The sequence below is a fragment of the Leucobacter komagatae genome, from assembly GCF_000834055.1.
Classification (GTDB): Bacteria; Actinomycetota; Actinomycetes; order Actinomycetales; family Microbacteriaceae; genus Leucobacter; species Leucobacter komagatae_A.
In genome coordinates this window covers 1-15,622 of sequence record NZ_JXSQ01000015.1, presented here as the reverse complement: position 1 = coordinate 15,622, position 15,622 = coordinate 1, and the positions used below count along the sequence as shown (strand labels likewise).

8 protein-coding genes are annotated in these 15,622 nt (G+C 63.8%); 2 read left to right on the top strand and 6 right to left on the bottom strand.

Going from position 1 to position 15,622, the window contains the following annotated elements; translation table 11 throughout:
- Positions 1-20: 20 nt before the first annotated feature.
- A complete protein-coding gene (locus SD72_RS11085; protein ID WP_042544532.1) occupies positions 21-3,515 on the bottom strand; it encodes a DUF7927 domain-containing protein in 3,495 nt (1,164 codons plus the stop codon).
- Positions 3,516-3,853: 338 nt separating this feature from the next.
- Here SD72_RS11085 and SD72_RS11080 point away from each other — a divergent pair, with 338 nt between their 5' ends.
- Positions 3,854-6,637 (top strand): LuxR C-terminal-related transcriptional regulator, encoded by a 2,784-nt coding sequence (locus SD72_RS11080; protein ID WP_157000555.1) that lies wholly within the window; start codon positions 3,854-3,856, stop codon positions 6,635-6,637.
- A 28-nt stretch (positions 6,638-6,665) separates the two neighbouring features.
- Here the strand turns inward: SD72_RS11080 and SD72_RS11075 are convergent, their stop codons facing one another.
- The 5 genes from SD72_RS11075 to SD72_RS11055 form a co-directional block, all read right to left on the bottom strand.
- Positions 6,666-7,475 (bottom strand): class C sortase, encoded by an 810-nt coding sequence (locus SD72_RS11075; protein ID WP_052492624.1) that lies wholly within the window; start codon positions 7,473-7,475, stop codon positions 6,666-6,668.
- Between the two features lie 191 nt (positions 7,476-7,666).
- On the bottom strand, positions 7,667-8,602 hold the full coding sequence (locus SD72_RS11070) for a class C sortase (RefSeq protein ID WP_232299731.1): 936 nt from the start codon (positions 8,600-8,602) through the stop codon (positions 7,667-7,669).
- Positions 8,603-8,656: 54 nt separating this feature from the next.
- Positions 8,657-10,228, bottom strand: a complete 1,572-nt coding sequence (locus SD72_RS11065; RefSeq protein ID WP_042544530.1) for a SpaH/EbpB family LPXTG-anchored major pilin — start codon at positions 10,226-10,228, stop codon at positions 8,657-8,659.
- Positions 10,229-10,308: 80 nt separating this feature from the next.
- Positions 10,309-11,037 carry a hypothetical protein gene (locus SD72_RS11060; RefSeq protein WP_157000554.1) on the bottom strand — a complete coding sequence of 243 codons (729 nt, stop codon included), beginning with the start codon at positions 11,035-11,037 and terminating at the stop codon, positions 10,309-10,311.
- Between the two features lie 19 nt (positions 11,038-11,056).
- Positions 11,057-13,480, bottom strand: a complete 2,424-nt coding sequence (locus SD72_RS11055) for a DUF7927 domain-containing protein (RefSeq protein WP_042544528.1) — start codon at positions 13,478-13,480, stop codon at positions 11,057-11,059.
- Positions 13,481-14,290: 810 nt separating this feature from the next.
- On the opposite strand from SD72_RS11055, the gene SD72_RS11050 reads away from it, so the two are divergent.
- Positions 14,291-15,622: hypothetical protein (locus SD72_RS11050; RefSeq protein WP_157000553.1), on the top strand; the 1,332-nt coding region annotated here is incomplete at its 3' end.

The following is a 15,622-nucleotide window of genomic DNA, read 5'->3' as shown; positions in this document are numbered from 1 at the left end:
ATGCCCCGAGTGTGCGTGGGCTAGGCCGCGTGCCTCGGCGTCACAGGGCGGCGCACGCGCCACCAAACGGTGCCAACGGCGGCGACGAGGAGCGCGAGACCGCCGCCACCCCAGAGCAGCCAGGGCCCGGCTCCGCCCGTGAGCGGGAGCGGCACGGGGGCCGGATCCTTCACGAGCATGAGGTACCCGGTGGGGTTCACGCAGGCGGTCGGCCGCTCGGCGACAGTGCCCCCTGGCAGGAACTCGCCCGTCTTGGGGTCTTGCTGGCCGGGGTTGCAGCGATCGAGGTAGCTGCCAGAGCCGTTCCCGACGTCGAGCTGGCCGCGCCCCCGCATTGACTGCCCCGATGCTGGGCCGTCAGCTTCTGGCCAGATCGAGAACTGCATCGGCCGCGACAGCCGCTGCACTCCACTGATGTCACGCACGTGCTTGCCGTCCGTGCTCCGTTGCTGGTTCGGGGCCCGTGTCTCCACCAGCCAGAAGTTCCCTGCGCTGAGGTTCTCCGACCGCCAGCGGCCGGCCTGCCCACCTTCCGAAATCGGGTAGAGCGTGCCGCAGAGCGGCTTCTGGTTGTCGGGGTTCATCGTGTTCCAGTCGATGAGCTTCTGGAGCGTCTTGGAGTTCTGCCCGAAGTCCCAGGCGCCCGCATCCGCTGCGCGGGTGCTGGACACCCACGCTCCTGTCCAGCCGTCGGCGGCGTAGTCCGTGCGGCAGAGCTCCACCGCAGGGTACGCGCTCGGCTTCCCGGCGACGTCGTTGCGCACCTCAAACTTGTGGCCGACCATGTTCCACAGCCCCGTCGAGTCTGGGTCCCACTTCTCGGTGGTTCCCGGGATCAGGTCGTCCGCGTAGCGCTCGAGGCCGGCTCCGGCTGCGTCCTTGCGAATTGTGAAGTAGTTCTGGCTGAGCTCGTGCCTGACCTGGCACTGCGCAGGGAACTGCGCGTCAGCAGGAGTCGTCGACTTCGGATCGAGCGCGGTGTTCGGCACGTTCCCGCCCGTGACACAGGCGTTCGGCGCAAAGCCAGCGCCCCGCGATCCTTTCGCCATGCCCGTCGCGTAGTTCACGAAGGTCCAACCCGTGGTCGGCGCGTTGCCCGCACCCTGCCAAATCGAGGGGTCAGGAATACCGGCTGGGCTCTCGGCGGCCTGCACAGCGAACCACATTTCGGCGCTGACGGCCTGCGGTGGCAGCTTCAGCGCAGGGCCTGAGGTGACGAGCCAACGCCCATTGACCTGCTTGGGTGCGGCGACGTCTTGCACGGGCGCGAAGGTGTCGGCGTTCGAGGTGTTCGGCTGACCGTCGAGACCGACGCTGCGACCATCAGCGTTAAAGAGGTAGACGCCGTGCTTCCGGGCGCCGCTCGGCACCGCAGCGCCAGGGGCCCAACCAGCGGTCTTGAACACGTGTGTCACGTCGTCAGTCAGCACAAGGTCATTCAGCGTCGTCGTGCCAGTGAGCTTCGTCGCTGTGATCTTGTAGTGCGCGTTGCCCCCCTTGTGCAGGCGCGCCCCGCTCGCAGGCAGCGAGCTCTTCGTGACGGTCCACGCGTTGATCGGGTTTTCGACGCACAAGCCTGGCACGCAGTCGGTTGGCGGCTGTGGGTTGGTTCCGCGCGCTAGCTTGTTACGGAGGAAGAACCCCTGCGGCGAAGTCGCGCCCTGCCGCTCGGCAGCTGCGTCGGTGTTCTCCTTGACCTTCACGTACACGGTCAGGGTGAGCATCTGCTTCGCCGGCACTGTGCCGCCGATCGTGAGCCACTTGTCGGCGGCAGACCACGTGTGCGTCAGGCCTGCTCCGCTGAGTGCGATCACCGGGGTCGCCACCCGCTGTCCGGTCGATGTGTTGTAAAACGTCGCGTCATCAAGCACGTCCGCGAGGTAGTCGCGGTAGTTCACCGCTGCGGGGTTTGCGCCGGCGCGGTTGTCGAAGGCCAGCTTGTATCCGACCACACCGTTCTCATCCACGGGCGTCCCGGAGGGGAGATCCTTGCCATCCGCACCGATGGCCGTCTTTGACACGTCCATGAGGGAGTTCTTAATTGTGCAAAGGATCTCCTTGCCTGCCGCTTCGGCGGGCATGGTGAAGCTCGTTCCGAGGCTCTTGTCTCCCCAGAGCACCTTGCCGTCGAGCAGGCATTCCCAGCTCGTGACATAGTTCTTGAGGTCGGTGGACGAGTTCCCCGCAACCTCTGTGAACGACATCGATGCACCGATTGCTACGGGCACCGGCCCAACATTCTCAGTCTGGATACCCGAGCCATTGCCCGTGGTCGTCGCCTCACCGAGCACTGTGCTGCCGGATTTCAGCTGCAGCTTGAACTGGTCGTTCGCGAATGCGCGGCCGTCAGGCAGATCCTTCTGGATCTTCACGGTTGGGGGGAAGCTGCAGGTCGCGAGGTCGGTGCTGCTCAACGTCGCTGGAGTGCCGCTCAGTGTTACCTCGGTCGGGCTTGCCGACTGGCTCTGCACAGGCAGCGGCAAGTAAGCGACCCGGCTCGCGTTGCCGAGGAACAGTTTGCCCTCGGAGTCGTACGCAATACCGTTGATGTTCGTGATGGGGTCGTCCCCCATTGTCTGACTCTGCGACACCAGTGCCGCGACCTTGATCGCTCCCGCGCCTGTTCCGCGGCTGAGGTCGGCTGCATCGACGCGGAACACCGACACCGTCTTCCCGACACCGCGCACGAGGAACAGGTTGCCGAGCGTGTCAAACGCGAAGTCACCGTTCCCGTTGCTCGCGTGCCAGCCCCGCGTAACGAGATCGAGCTGCCCTCGCCGCTCCATTGCGGTCCCGGCATCGTTCATCGCCCACAACTGGAAGTTGCCGTTGACGCCCTTGGCCGTGGTAAACCCGCCAGCCCAGTACTTCCCTGAAGGGTCGACGGCACCGCCGACAAGACTGGAGACCCCCGTATTTGCGGTGTCGATTCGCGCTGGGGTGCTGTTCCAGCGCCCAGCGGCGGGGTCAAAGCGGTAGACGGTGTTGGCGTTGGACGGTGTGTTCGGACGAGCAGTATTCGAACGGTTGTAGGCGTATACCGCCGTTCCACCGCTGCCGATTCCCAGGCCGTTGAACTCTCCGCTGCCAAAGCTCGCGCCAACGTTCGTGACCGTGCCGCGGTTGCCGTTGGTTGTGATCTGTTGCAGCTGCCCGGCGCCCGAGACGCCGAATACGTTGCCAGGCAGGCAAGTGAGAGCATTCTGAGCAGCCGCACGAGGAGCGGCTGGCGCGCGCGGCGTCACGGGCGCTTTCGGCTTCGCTGGTTGGTCGCCTGGCTGAACTGGTTCAGCGTCCGGATCCTGCTGCGCGGGTTCTTCCTCCGGCAGCACCGTTGTCTCCCCGTCGCGCAGGTCGCCCGGCTCACCGCTCGTCCCCGGCGTCACGGCAGTTTCGTCAGGCGTGGCCTGCGTCTGCTCAGCGGCATGTGCCGAGGCGATAGCTGTGTCGCCGATTGGCATGACCATTCCGATGAGCGCGCTCAGTGCGAGCGCGCTCAACAGAATCCCCCCCATTGCGAGGCTTCCCCACGTATTCCCCCAAATTAACTTTGCGCGCACACGTGTGCCACGCGAGCAGCAGGGCTTCCCCAAGACCAGCTGCGTGTGAGAAATCAGCCGCGGAAACCGTGTTCCCGGCGGTTAGACTTCGTGCGGCGCGGATGCGGCAACTGCTTTTCAGAGAATCAACAGTTCCTTCGCGCCGTCGTTCAGCATAGGCTTGGGATCGGGCGTGCATGCCGGATTCATGGCTACATTCCCTCCTGTTCTTCCCCCCTCCGCCTGAACGGCAACCGACCGGGTAGCCCCCGAATGCCCCTCCGGCCGAGCAACCCGCTGCGAGAAAGGTACTCATGCTGCGCTACACAGACGCCCCGGGTGCCCGTGTCCACAGTCCGCGGCCCGTCGTAGACGGCGCCCGCGTAACGTTGCCGAGCAGGTGCAGGCTCATTGAGCGGCTCGTGGAAGAGACGGCTGGCTCCGCAGGCATGCAGCGGCTCACCCTTGTGTGCGCCCCGACGGGGTTCGGCAAGACCACTACGATCGCTGATTGGCTCGGCGACGACGCCGACGGCACATTCCCCGTTCGCTGGCTGCACTGCACCCAGCGAGACCCAGTCGCCCTGTGGGACGCGATCGCGGCCGTGCTGCGTCCGATGTCTGGCGCACCGCAGGCCGAGGCTCTCGAGCCCGCCGCGCGCGTGCTGCAGCTCGCTCGCGGACTCGAGCAGAGCCTCACCCTGGTGATCGACAATTACGAGCTTGCAACCGCAGCCTCAACGGATATGGCCCTCGCCGAACTCTCCTCCGTATCGCCTCGGCTCACACTCGTAGTCATCGGCCGCCGTGTGACACTCCTCGACGGCCCCCTGGTGACCGCGACGACGCGCGTCCGACTGATCGGCGCCGATGACCTCCGGCTTACTCCCGCTGAGGCAGTCGAGCTTGCTGAGTCACTCCGCATCCCGAGCAGCCCGAGTCTCACAGCCGCCCTTGAACGCTCCGACGGCTGGCCCCTCGTCGTCCGTGCAGCCCTCAACCTCGGCTCCGATGTGCTGTACAACGACTCAGCTGACGGCCGCGTCTGGGCTGACGGGCAGGGGGCTGCGCTCTTCGATCCGCTCGCGAACCTCAACGCGTTTGCGATGGCCTCGCTGGAAATCATGGGCGAAGACGCAAAGAAGATCGTCCTCGCCGCGTCCCACATTGACTCGCTGAGCCTCACCCACATCAGGGACGTGCTCGAAAGCGACGACGCCACCGCCCTCGCCACCGTGCAGCAGCTCACCGAGCAGGGCTACCTCGTGCCAGTGCCCGGCCCCGGAGCGCCAGAGTACCGGTGCCACCGCGCGATGCGCACGGCATTCGCCGAATTTGCGACGGGATCCGTCGCCCACGCTGACCGGAAACGTCTCTACCGAGGCCGCGCGGTGGAGGTCGCAGCAACCGCGCCATTCACCGCGTTCCGGCTGTTCTGCGCAGCGGAGGATTTCGCCGCTGCCGAGGCGGTGCTCGCGCACAACTTTGCCACCATCACCGACGAGGTCGATGGGTGCCTGCCGATCCTCCGTGCCGTCCCAGAGGAGGCGCTACACGCGCACCCGACCCTCACCGCGGCGCTCCTGTTCGAAGAGTACTCACTCCCGGGCATCGCGCCGTCACGGCTCGGGTACCTGCTCAGCCTCTGGCAGAGCGGCCTCCAGCGGCGCCTGCCAGATGGTCTGACGACGTCCCAAGGCCACATGCACCTCCAACTGCTGTGCGAGGCGATGGTGATGCACCGCGTGCTCGGCAACCTCGAAGAGGCCAAGCAGATCATGCACCATCTTGAGGCGCGACTCTCCCCCGCATCGGTGGCAGCAACACCGTTCAGCCCAGGCGCTCCCGTCCCTGCGGAGACCAGCCGTGTCGCGCTCACCGGAAGCGGCTCGGCACCGGTCTTCTACCGAGAGATCGCTGCAACCGCGCTCTCCGTTGGCGACTTCGGGCGCGCGCGGCGCAACCTCAAACGCCTCAAACGACACTCCGAGCAAAAGATCGCTGCCCCATGGCACGGGTTCCCGCACGCATCAACGCGAACGGTGACCGACGCTGAGGCTGGAACCAACTGGCTCGTCGCTGCCCTTGCTGAGCTCGCGTTCGCCGACATGATCGACGGACACGTGCGAAGAGCCGGCGAAATCCTCTTCGAACTCGATGAGGTTGTCGCCGCCACCGGAGCGAAGGCGCCTGGAATCGCATGGGTCGGCGCAGAGGTGGCCCGCGCGCATCTCGCGCAAGAGAGTGGCGACGTCGATCTCCTCACCGTCGCGTCTGATCGACTCGCTCTCGTCGGTGACCGTCTCGAGCCGTGGCCATTGCTCGTGATCGCCGAGGCTGCTTCGGTCAGACGCACCCGCGGCACCGAACTCGCACTCGCCCACCTGGTATCGGGGATCAACGATGGCTCACGGCTCGCCCCGATCTCGAAATCTTGGTGGCACTACGTTGTGAATTTCGAGGCCATGCTCAACAGCTCAATCGGAAATCTCACGCGCGCCGCTGAACTCCTCAATGCTGATCAGCAAGACTCCCCACCGTTTCGTCTTGAGCGCGCTCGCCTCGCACTCTTTTCCGGCAACGATGTTGAAGCGCTGCTGCTCGCACAGAGCGTCGGCGACCCTGGCGCCACCAAGCGCCAGCGCGTCGACCGCAGACTCATCACTGCCGTCGCGGCGTGGGGATGCGGGCGCAAGACTGAGGCGATCGCCGCGCTGAACGCAGCGGGAGAACTCGTCGACAAGTACTTTCTGCCAGCGATGCTGGTGAGTCAGCCGTTCGAGGAGCTCCGCGAGGTGGCCGTCGCCACCCGTGACGCCGGCGGCCGAGACATTGTCGAAGCGATCGATGACATCCCAGAAAAGTCGCGGGCGCACCGCTACGATCGCCTCACCGAGATGGAACTGCGCACACTCGTCGCCATCACCGAACACCGCAACGCGAACCTCGCGGCCGCGAGCCTGTTCGTTACGGCAGGGACCGTGAAGAAACACCTTGCTTCCGTGTACCGAAAGCTCGGGGTGCGCGACAGGGACGCCGCGATCCTCCGCGCCGGGCGCATGGGTCTCCTCGAACACGCCGAGCTCCCACGAGGCTGACCGCACCCGCCAGCCGCAGCACTCTGGGTCAGACTCTCCGCTTCCGCGGCTTCACGGGCGCAAACAGCAGCAGCGCCGTCGCCGCCGACCCGCCAACGAACCACAGCGCCCACCACGGCACGCCCAGCTTCACCCCGTCTCCGCCGAGTTCAAGCGTCTCCGGAGCGGCTGCGTTGTCGATCCGCACTGCGTGCACGAGGAACCGGTGACTGTTGACACCCACCGGGGTGCAGGTGAACAGCGTGACCCAGTCCTCGCCCTCGATGATCTCAAACGACTCGGTCTCTGAGGGGAGCACGACCTCCGTCTTCTCTACCCGGTAGTAGTGATCCTCACCGAGCACGCTGATCCAGAACAGGTCGCCGACCTGAGCTTTGGGCAGCTCGGTGAACAGCTTCGCATGCGAGAGGCCCGAGTGTGCGGTGAGCACAGACCTCGTCGAGGGGCCTCCGATCGGCAACGACGTGCCATACATGTGCCCAATGCCCTTGGAGATCACCTCGTCTGAGGTGCCGTGGTACGCGGGGAGTCCGATATCGAGACGCGGATAGTAAATGGTCCCGATCGCGTCGGTCCCGCTCACCCGCAGCATCTCCTCGTACGCGAGATACTTGTCATTGCGGAGCGCCTCGTCCTCGTCGATGGAGATGTAGGGATCGGTGAGCGGCCCCGGCTCGAGCAATTCGTTGTATGCGTAGCCAGCGTCGAGGATGCGAGACCGCTCTTCACTGACGGTGGCTTCGACCTGCCGCACATAGCCTGAGATCTCGGCGTTGTGGCCGATTCGGGAAATCCAGGAAGCAGCGTCGGGGTAGACGAGCATTCCGATCGCGGTCATAGCTGCAAGCTGGAGGAGCCCGGTGAGTATGAGCTGGCGGCGCGAGCGCCTGGCCGGCTGTTTGGAAACAGTGGAAGCCTGGGCCAGCTCATCTCCCCCGTCAAGTATGGCCAACGTCGCAACTGAATCCTCCGCGCTCTGCGGCACACCGTCCGCACTGCTCCGGCCATCTCGCTGTCCGTTCGGCGGGCTCACAGTAGTCCTTTCTCAACCGAAGCAGCGCGCTGGTCGCTGGGCAGTCCGAGCCGGTTTCCCCGTTTCGGAGCAAATAACAAATAGGCGGTTGCGGCAGATCCGCCGAGAAACAGTGGCACCCACCAGGGGAATCCGACCCCAACGCCGTCTCCCGCAATAGCTCGACCCTCTCCGGCGGGAGCCGCAACACGCACGCCGGACACCAAAAGCCTGTGACTGTTCACCCCAATCGGCGTGCAGGTAAAGAGCGTGACCCGATCTTCTCCTTCAACGGCACGGAGCGAATCCGTCACAAATGGCTCAACGGTCTCAATGCGGTCAACGCGGTAGTAGAGAGATTCCCCAAGCACCCGGATTTGAAATGTGTCGCCAACCACGGCTTGGGGGAGCCGGGTAAACAGAGAGGCGTTCACTAGCCCGGAGTGCGACGTCAGGACTGCATGAGTAGATTCGCCACCGACCGGCATCGACGAACCGTACAGGTGACCTACGCCGCGGGAAATGGCCTCTTCACCCGCACCGTGGTAGAGCGGTAGACCGATTCTGAGCTTCGGGTACAGCACTTCACCAATAACTCCGCTGCCATTCAACCGGAGGATCTCCGAATACGCGTCGTACGCGTTGTCGCTGTCTTGGGGGTCCACCCCGGTGTTGTTCTCATAGGGGTCAAGCAAGAGCCCCTCGGGGAGGAGGACGTTGTACTCACGTGCGGCCGCTAACTGCTCGCTCAGTTCACTTGCTGTCGTCGCAGACACCGCGCGAACGTACCCTGATCGCTCTGCGTTGTGGCCCAGACTCGAGACCCAATCCGCTGCGAATGGATACAGCAGCGCCACGAGTCCCGCCATTGCGAGTACCTGGAGCAGCAAAGAGACTCCAAGCTTGCGCCGGCGGGAGGCACCCAGGGCATCACCGATAATCGATTGAGGCACTGGGCACCTCCCTCTCCGTTTATTCCAAAGCAGCAGACCGTCTTCTAGGTTCTGCTAGCCCTCAATCGATGGCGCAGCGACACTGTTCTGCCTGCGGCGCGCAATGATGAGTACCGTGGTGAGCAGCAGCAGGCCACCGATAGTGAGCCACAGCGTTCCAGCCCCACCAGTGAGCGGGAGGACGAAGGGACCACGGTTGTATTGGTTGACAATCGACTCGGAAGTCTGTGTCGCCGAGTCCTCGTCGATCGTGAACGGCACCGGCTCCGCAAGTAGCTGGTGCCCCTCAAGGGCGACCGTCTCGAGCAGCCAGTATGTGATGTAGCGGGGGTCTGCAGGGCCGAAGGACTCTCCGTCGGCGAAGCCGCTGTAGCGCAGGCCGGTAACCTGCACACGGCCGTTCGCGTCGGTCGTCCAGACCCCGGTCGTCTGGTCGTAGCCAGGTACGGTGACGTCGGGTTTCAGCGCACGGTCCAGTGCAGCCTGATCTCCTGCCCTTGCAGCAAGCGCGTCCTCCTCACTCAAGAACACCATGAACTCTGCTCCCTGAAGAGACGGTGTCTCACCGCTGGGGGCGCCCTCGCTGAGCTTCACGAGTGCGTAATCTCCGTACTTCATGCTCGTTCCCGTGTCGCCCGGGGTGGTCTGCGCCTCCGAGGTATAGAAATGGGCCGAGTTCTCGATAACGCCTGTCTGCATGATTCGCGTTGCGAGCGTCATAACGACCGACTCGGTCGGCGTCTCGACGAGTTTCGCGAGCCCCGAGCTGGTGAAGTCGACAGTCAGGGTCGTCTTTCCCGCGTCAGCAACAACGTCAACGGTGTAATGCTCACCCTTCACGAACCCCGGAGGTGCCGTGACAACCATGTCGGAACCGTCACTGGCGGTCGTCAGGTACGCGTCGTCGAGCACATCGACGACCCTCAACGTGTCGGCGGGGAAGTACTGACCGGTGCCGGTGTCACGAGGTGTCGGGTTGTCGATCTTGATCGTCCACGTTACCGTGTCTCCGACGACAAACTGATCGCTGTTTTCAACGGTCTTCGTCCCACTAACGGTGTGGTTCTTCGGATAGACGAAGATCGTTTCAAGCCAGGCATTTCGCTCAGTCGGGTGTGTCAGCGGGATCGCGACAAGGAAGTCCCCGGCTGGAACAACCCCAGCAGGCGCGCTGCTTTCGCGAACCAGCCAAAGGCCGGCCTCAAGGTCCAACCCGTCGCGCTGGTCATCAGATGCCGAAGTCTGCCAGTGAATCTGCCCGTTGTCATCGGTGGTCCCGGTCCGGGCAGGGGCGGCGCCAGCAACCGATGCCTGGGCCTGCGCGAGCGTGGTATTTGCGATTTCTGCTTGCCCGTCGTTACTCAGCGGATCGTTGACGAGCGGCACTTGGTAGGCGTCAAACGTGACTCCGGGGATCACCGGCAAGTCAGTCGTCTGCTGGAGCCCCGATGCCGGAGCACCAGCGTCGTCCGGCTGCTCCAGTTTGGTGATCACTAGCCCAGACTGCGTCGGCATTTGCTGCGACGTCGTGGCCTGGGCAGCGACAGCACCGCCAAAGGCAAGCGCTGTAATCGTAACGAGCGCGCCAGCACTTGTGAGCAGCCCTCGCTTCCTAGTGTTGAACATGGTGTTCCTTTCTCGAAAAATCGGTTCGGGTTGTCAGAGAAGTTCACGTGGGGGATCTGGTCCGGCTGAGTGGCGCATAGTCACGCCCCGGGCTGTAGGGCCAGGTTGCGGCGACGCCAAGCAGCAGCGCTCAAAGCGGCGGCGAGCACGAGCGCACCGATCCCAGTGAGCACCGGGAGCCATAGGCCTCCGGTCATCGGCATCGGAGTCGGCACCGGATCCTTCACGACCATGAAGAGCCCACCCTCGTTGATACATGCTGTTGGCCGGTCCGCGACTGGGCTACTCGGTTCGCACCTGTCTTCGTAGGCGGAGGATTGATGTCCAATTTCAAGCTGTCCATGACCCTGCATCGACTCCCCAGCTGCGGGCCCCGCAGCGTCCGGCCACACCTGAAAAGGAATAGCTGCGGCTAGTCGTTGCACGCCGGAAACCGCTCGAGATTCAAGCCCCGTTGGGCTGAGCTGGGAGTCCGGCGCCTTCGTTTCGACAAGCCAATAGGCTCCTTCTCCGAGCCCTTCCGAACGCCACTGACCCTGTTGCGGGCCTGAGGTTGCCTCAGCGAAGGTGCCACACACTGGGCGGACGTCACGCGGGTTTTCGTTGTTCCAATCGAGGATCGCCTGTTGTGTAGCCGATGACGCTGCCGCAAAGTCCCAGCGCGCGGTGCCAGAGGCCTCCGCAGCGCTCACCCAGGCACCGTCCCAACCAGCGTTGGGGTCGTAGTCCGTTCTGCACAGCTGCACGGACGGATATGCGCTTGGCGCCCCATTGACGGAGTCACGCACTTCGAAGGCGTGTCCCGTCATGTTCCAGAGTCCGGTCGAATCAGTCCCCCACTTGGGGTCGCCCAAGAGTTCTGAGACGCCCAGCCCCCCCAGCATCCTTCCGAATGCTGAAGAAGTTTCGGGTGAGCGTGTTCTCCGTTTGACACCTCGCGGGGAATGCTGCATCAGCGGGCTGCGGGCCATTCGGGGCCAGTGCGGTGTTGGGGATGTCAACGCCGGTGACGCACTCGTTCGGGGCAAGCGCCACCGACCCGCTCTGTGCCATGCCCGTGGCGTAGCTCACAAACGTCCACCCTGTCGAAGGGGTCTGTCCGTCTGCTGCCCACGCCTCAGGGCTGGGAATACCCGCTGGGGTTTCAGCGGCCTGCACCGCGAACCACATTTCTGCGCGCACGGCCTCGGCCGGAAGTGTTATGGGATCACCGGAGCGAACGATCCAACGCGACTCGGCTGCTCTTCCCTCGGACGAGTCATCCCGTTCCTCGGGGGGCTGGATGTCCTGCACCGGCAGGTATTCATTTTCGCCAGGAGTGTTGGGCACCCCGTCTAGCCCGATCGATCGGCCTGCCGCGTTGAAGAGGTAAACTCCCCGCGCGAGGGCCCCATTCGCGGCAATCGCATCGGGCGCCCACCCGGCGGTTTTCAGCACCTGAGTAATATCAGCCTGCAGCGTGAGCCCCTCGAGCGAGGTTTCGGGGTTCACCTTCTCCGCAGAAATCCCGTAGTGCACGTTGCCGCCTCTGTACACGGTCGAGCTCGCCCCTGGCACAGACGTCTTGGATACCGTCCACGCGTTTACGGGGTGCACGGTGCACTGACCTGGCTCACAGGTTTCCGGGAGCTTGGGCGGAATGTCACCGCCTTCGCCGCGAACGAGCTTGTTTCGCAGAAAGTACCCCTGTGGTGAGTCAGATGCTTCACGTCCTGCTGCGTCATCCGAGTTTGAGCGCACCTTCACGGCGAAAGTCATTCGTCCGACTTCTCCCGCTGCAACGGTTCCGCGCATTCTCAGCCACTGCCCGTCAGCATCCCAGTCCCGCGAAGACGAGTAGTTGATGCCGCCAGACGTTGTCACCGCGGGATCGTTCGCCGGCGTCGGATTCCCCTCAGGATCCACAAATATCGCGTCGTCAAGCACGTCTGACAGCGAGTCCCAGAAGTCTGCCACTGCCGGGCCCTCCCCGGTCGAGTTGTCGAGAGTGAGCGAGTAACGCACGATGCTCTCGGGATTCACAGACGTACCAGAGGCAGGGGCCGCAGTTTTCTCCGCTTGCACAATGGAATTCTTGAAGCCACACAAAATCTCGCCGCCCTGGCGCATGAACGGAACCACGAAGCTCCCTCTTGCCCCTTCCCCTGAGGCGATCGGTTCGCCCTCGACAGAACACAGCCAGCTCGACGAGTAGTTCCCTGGCAGTGTGCTCCCTCGCGGCGCTTCACGGAGAGTGATCTCTGTGCCGGATGTCGCTGGTATCGGCCCGACAGTCTCAGCTTGCACGCCAGGCTCGTTGCCGGTGGTGCCGTTTGAGCCGAGCACCAGATCCTCGCTCAGGAGCTCGAGCGTGAACTGATCAGCCTCGGCGACTCGTCCGTCCGGGAGATCCTTTTCAAGCTTCACTGTTGGCGGAAAACTGCATGACGCAAGGTCGGTGGTTTGCCAGGTGTCCCCGCTCAGGGCCAAGGAAACCGGTGCCTCCGTAGACGCAGGCAGGTTGACGTATCCGAGGCCGCCCGTGCCGCCGAAGTAAAGCACCCCGCGCGAGTCGTAGGCAATCCCGTTGATGCTGGCAATAGAGCCCTGCGACGTCGGCAGTTTTGCGGAGGCGCTCACCCATTCAGTTCCAGTGCCTTCGGCGAGGTCCGCAGCGTCAACACGGAATACCTCGAGATCGGTCCGATTCTGCAGGCCGCGGACAATGTAGAGGTTGCCCAGACTGTCGAAGGCGATGTCGCCATTTGCGTTCGGTGATGGCCAGTTGCGGAGGTCGACGCGGCCCTTGCGTGTCGCCGGGCGGCCTTCCTCATCCATCGCCCACATTTCGAAGGCGTTGCTACTTGCGAAGCCTCCGACCCAATAGGTCCCGTCTGGGTCGGTTGCGCCACCGATGAGCGTCACGCCATCACCCTGGGCAATAGTCGCGCGAGTGTCGACCCATGTTCCCGAGGCGACGTTAAATCGGTAGATTCGTGTGGGCGTGGCGTTGCGGTTGTATGCGTATGCCACCTCACCGCTTGGCGCAATTGCAAGGCCGTTGTAGTTGGGGTTTCCCGGGCCTGGGCCGGGTGAGCCAACATTCCTCACCCTTGCCGATAGCCGGTTCTCAGCGACCTGGATGTGTTTCAGCTGCCCAGTGGTTGAGACCGAGTAGATGTTGTCGGCCTCGCACACCAGCTTCGGCACGTCTGACTCCGGTGCGACACCGAGTTCGGGGGGAGTCTCTGGAGTCGAATCCCGCTCGCCCAAAGGTTCTCCTTGTTCGGATGCCTCGGCCGGGGTCTCCGGGCCATTGCTCTCCGGCGCTTGTGCTGTCGCTTCACGTAGAGAAGCCGCTGTAGCGTTCGCGCGCGCCGCTCCAGATTCTCCCAGCGGTAGCATCAAGCCCATCAGTGCGCTGAGTGCCAAAGCGGCCACGATCGTCCCGCGCCTGCGTAGCTTTCTCACATGTCCTCCAAAGAATGTTCCTGCGTTCCACTTGGGTGGCCAGGCCTACTGCAGGACCGGCTCGTACTGCGATGTCCGCGCTGCCAGGTCAACCCCCTGCGACGGATCTCCCGAAACACGCTCGCTAGCTAACAGTTGTTGCGCAGATAGCTTGCCGTCGATTAGTTTAAGCTCATCGTGCGGCATCGAACGTGCGCAAGTGAGCCATTCACCCGAATCTTCCCCCTGCAGGTCCAGGCCAATACCCCGCCCGAACAACGAGATGAGGAACTAGTGTTGCGGCTAGAGAACACCCCAGATAGCGGTTCCAAAAGCGCAACCAGACCGACTGCGCAAGAGCGGCCACCGCACCCCGCAGAAGTGAGCATCCCCGACCGGTTGCTCCACGACCCACAGCCTCACCACGGGCTCACCCTGGTCTGCGCCCCCACCGGATACGCAAAGACCGCAATCGTCAGGACCTGGCTAGAGAACGACAACTCCGAGCGCACTTCGGTCCGTTGGGTCCGCTGCTCTCCTACGCGGGACCCTGTCTTGTGGGATGAGCTCGAACGGGTTCTCGCGCCGCTCTCGGGAGTTTCGAGCACTCGCGCTGGGACCCCTGAAGCCGCGGTGCTGGCCATTGCACGCCAACTGCCAAAGCACGTAACGCTGGTCATCGACGACTATCACTTTGAAACGTCGGTGCGGTCCGATCTTGCCCTCGCAAATCTGGCGAGGACGACGCACCACCTCCGCATCATCGTCATCGGCCGACGTGTTGAGATTCTCAACAGCACGGTAGTCACCGCCCGCACGCGGATCACAGCTCTGGGGCCCGCAGATCTCAGTCTCACCGCGGACGAAAGCGCTGACCTCGCCGCGAGACTTGGAATCCCCATGGACGAGCAGTTGACTGCAGCGCTCCGCAAGGCCGGCGGATGGCCGCTCGCGATCCGCGCGGCTCTCGACCTGGGCAACGGGGCTCAGTACGTAGACACTCCGGACGGCCAAAAATGGACGGCCGGAGCGTCGCAGCCCCTGTTCAATCCAATGGCCAATCTCGAAGCGTTCGCGAGAGGCGCCCTGTCGCTTGTCGAAAGCGGGGCCAGGCAAATCATGCTCGCTGCTGCGGAACTCGATGCCGTTACCCTCCCGCTCGGCAGACACCTACTCCGCTGCGACGAGCATTCAGCACAAAACGCCCTTCGGCACCTCACCGAACTCGGGCTCCTCGTGCCGGTTCAGGCAGAGTTTGGCCCTGAGTATCATTGCCATCCCTCCATCCGCTCCGCACTCGCGTTGCTCGCTAGCTCCTGGCTCGCTGACGGAAGCAGAAGGCGAGCCTACATTGGCCGGGCTGCGGAAGTGGTTGTCCAGTCGCCATTGAGAGCATTTCGCCTGCTCTGCGCTGCGGGGGATCTTGCCGCTGCGGAAACAGTCTTGGCTGCGAACTTTTCGAGGATCCTCGACGACGCCGACCGCACGCTTGCGCTACTTCGCCCCCTTTCAGAAGCGGCGCTAGTCGCCTATCCGACCTTCACTGCAGCGCTGCTGGCCCTGGAAAACCCGCGGCCCGAGGTGCCAGCTTCACGTCTCTGCTACCTCGTTAGGCTGTGGCGGCGCGGACTCGACGCCCGCCTTCCGCAGGGGCCCGCGACCCCGTTCGGATCGCTTCAAGTCGCAACGATAGGGCAAGCGATGGTCGCGAGTCGAGTCTCAGGGGAGTTGGAGAACGCGCGGGCGTATATGAGTGCACTGGAGCGGAGCCTCACTCCACACAACACCGACCCGGCTATGACAGGAACGAGCTTCGATGAAGCCCGCCACATGACGCCGCAGCTGCGGCAGACATCCGATGACGAGCTCGCAATTTTTTACCTCGAGATCGCTGCGACTTCGCTCTCGCTTGGAGATACTCGCCGCGCGCGTCGTACGCTCACCCAGCTGCGGACGAGCCTCTCC

Bases quoted from the DNA above. Each gene is read 5' to 3' on its own strand.
- SD72_RS11075 (WP_052492624.1), bottom strand. From the start codon at position 7,475: ATGACCGCGATCGGAATGCTCGTCTACCCCGACGCTGCTTCCTGGATT.
- SD72_RS11060 (WP_157000554.1), bottom strand. From the start codon at position 11,037: ATGACGGGACACGCCTTCGAAGTGCGTGACTCCGTCAATGGGGCGCCA.
- SD72_RS11080 (WP_157000555.1), top strand. From the start codon at position 3,854: ATGCTGCGCTACACAGACGCCCCGGGTGCCCGTGTCCACAGTCCGCGG.
- SD72_RS11065 (WP_042544530.1), bottom strand. From the start codon at position 10,228: ATGTTCAACACTAGGAAGCGAGGGCTGCTCACAAGTGCTGGCGCGCTC.
- SD72_RS11085 (WP_042544532.1), bottom strand. From the start codon at position 3,515: ATGGGGGGGATTCTGTTGAGCGCGCTCGCACTGAGCGCGCTCATCGGA.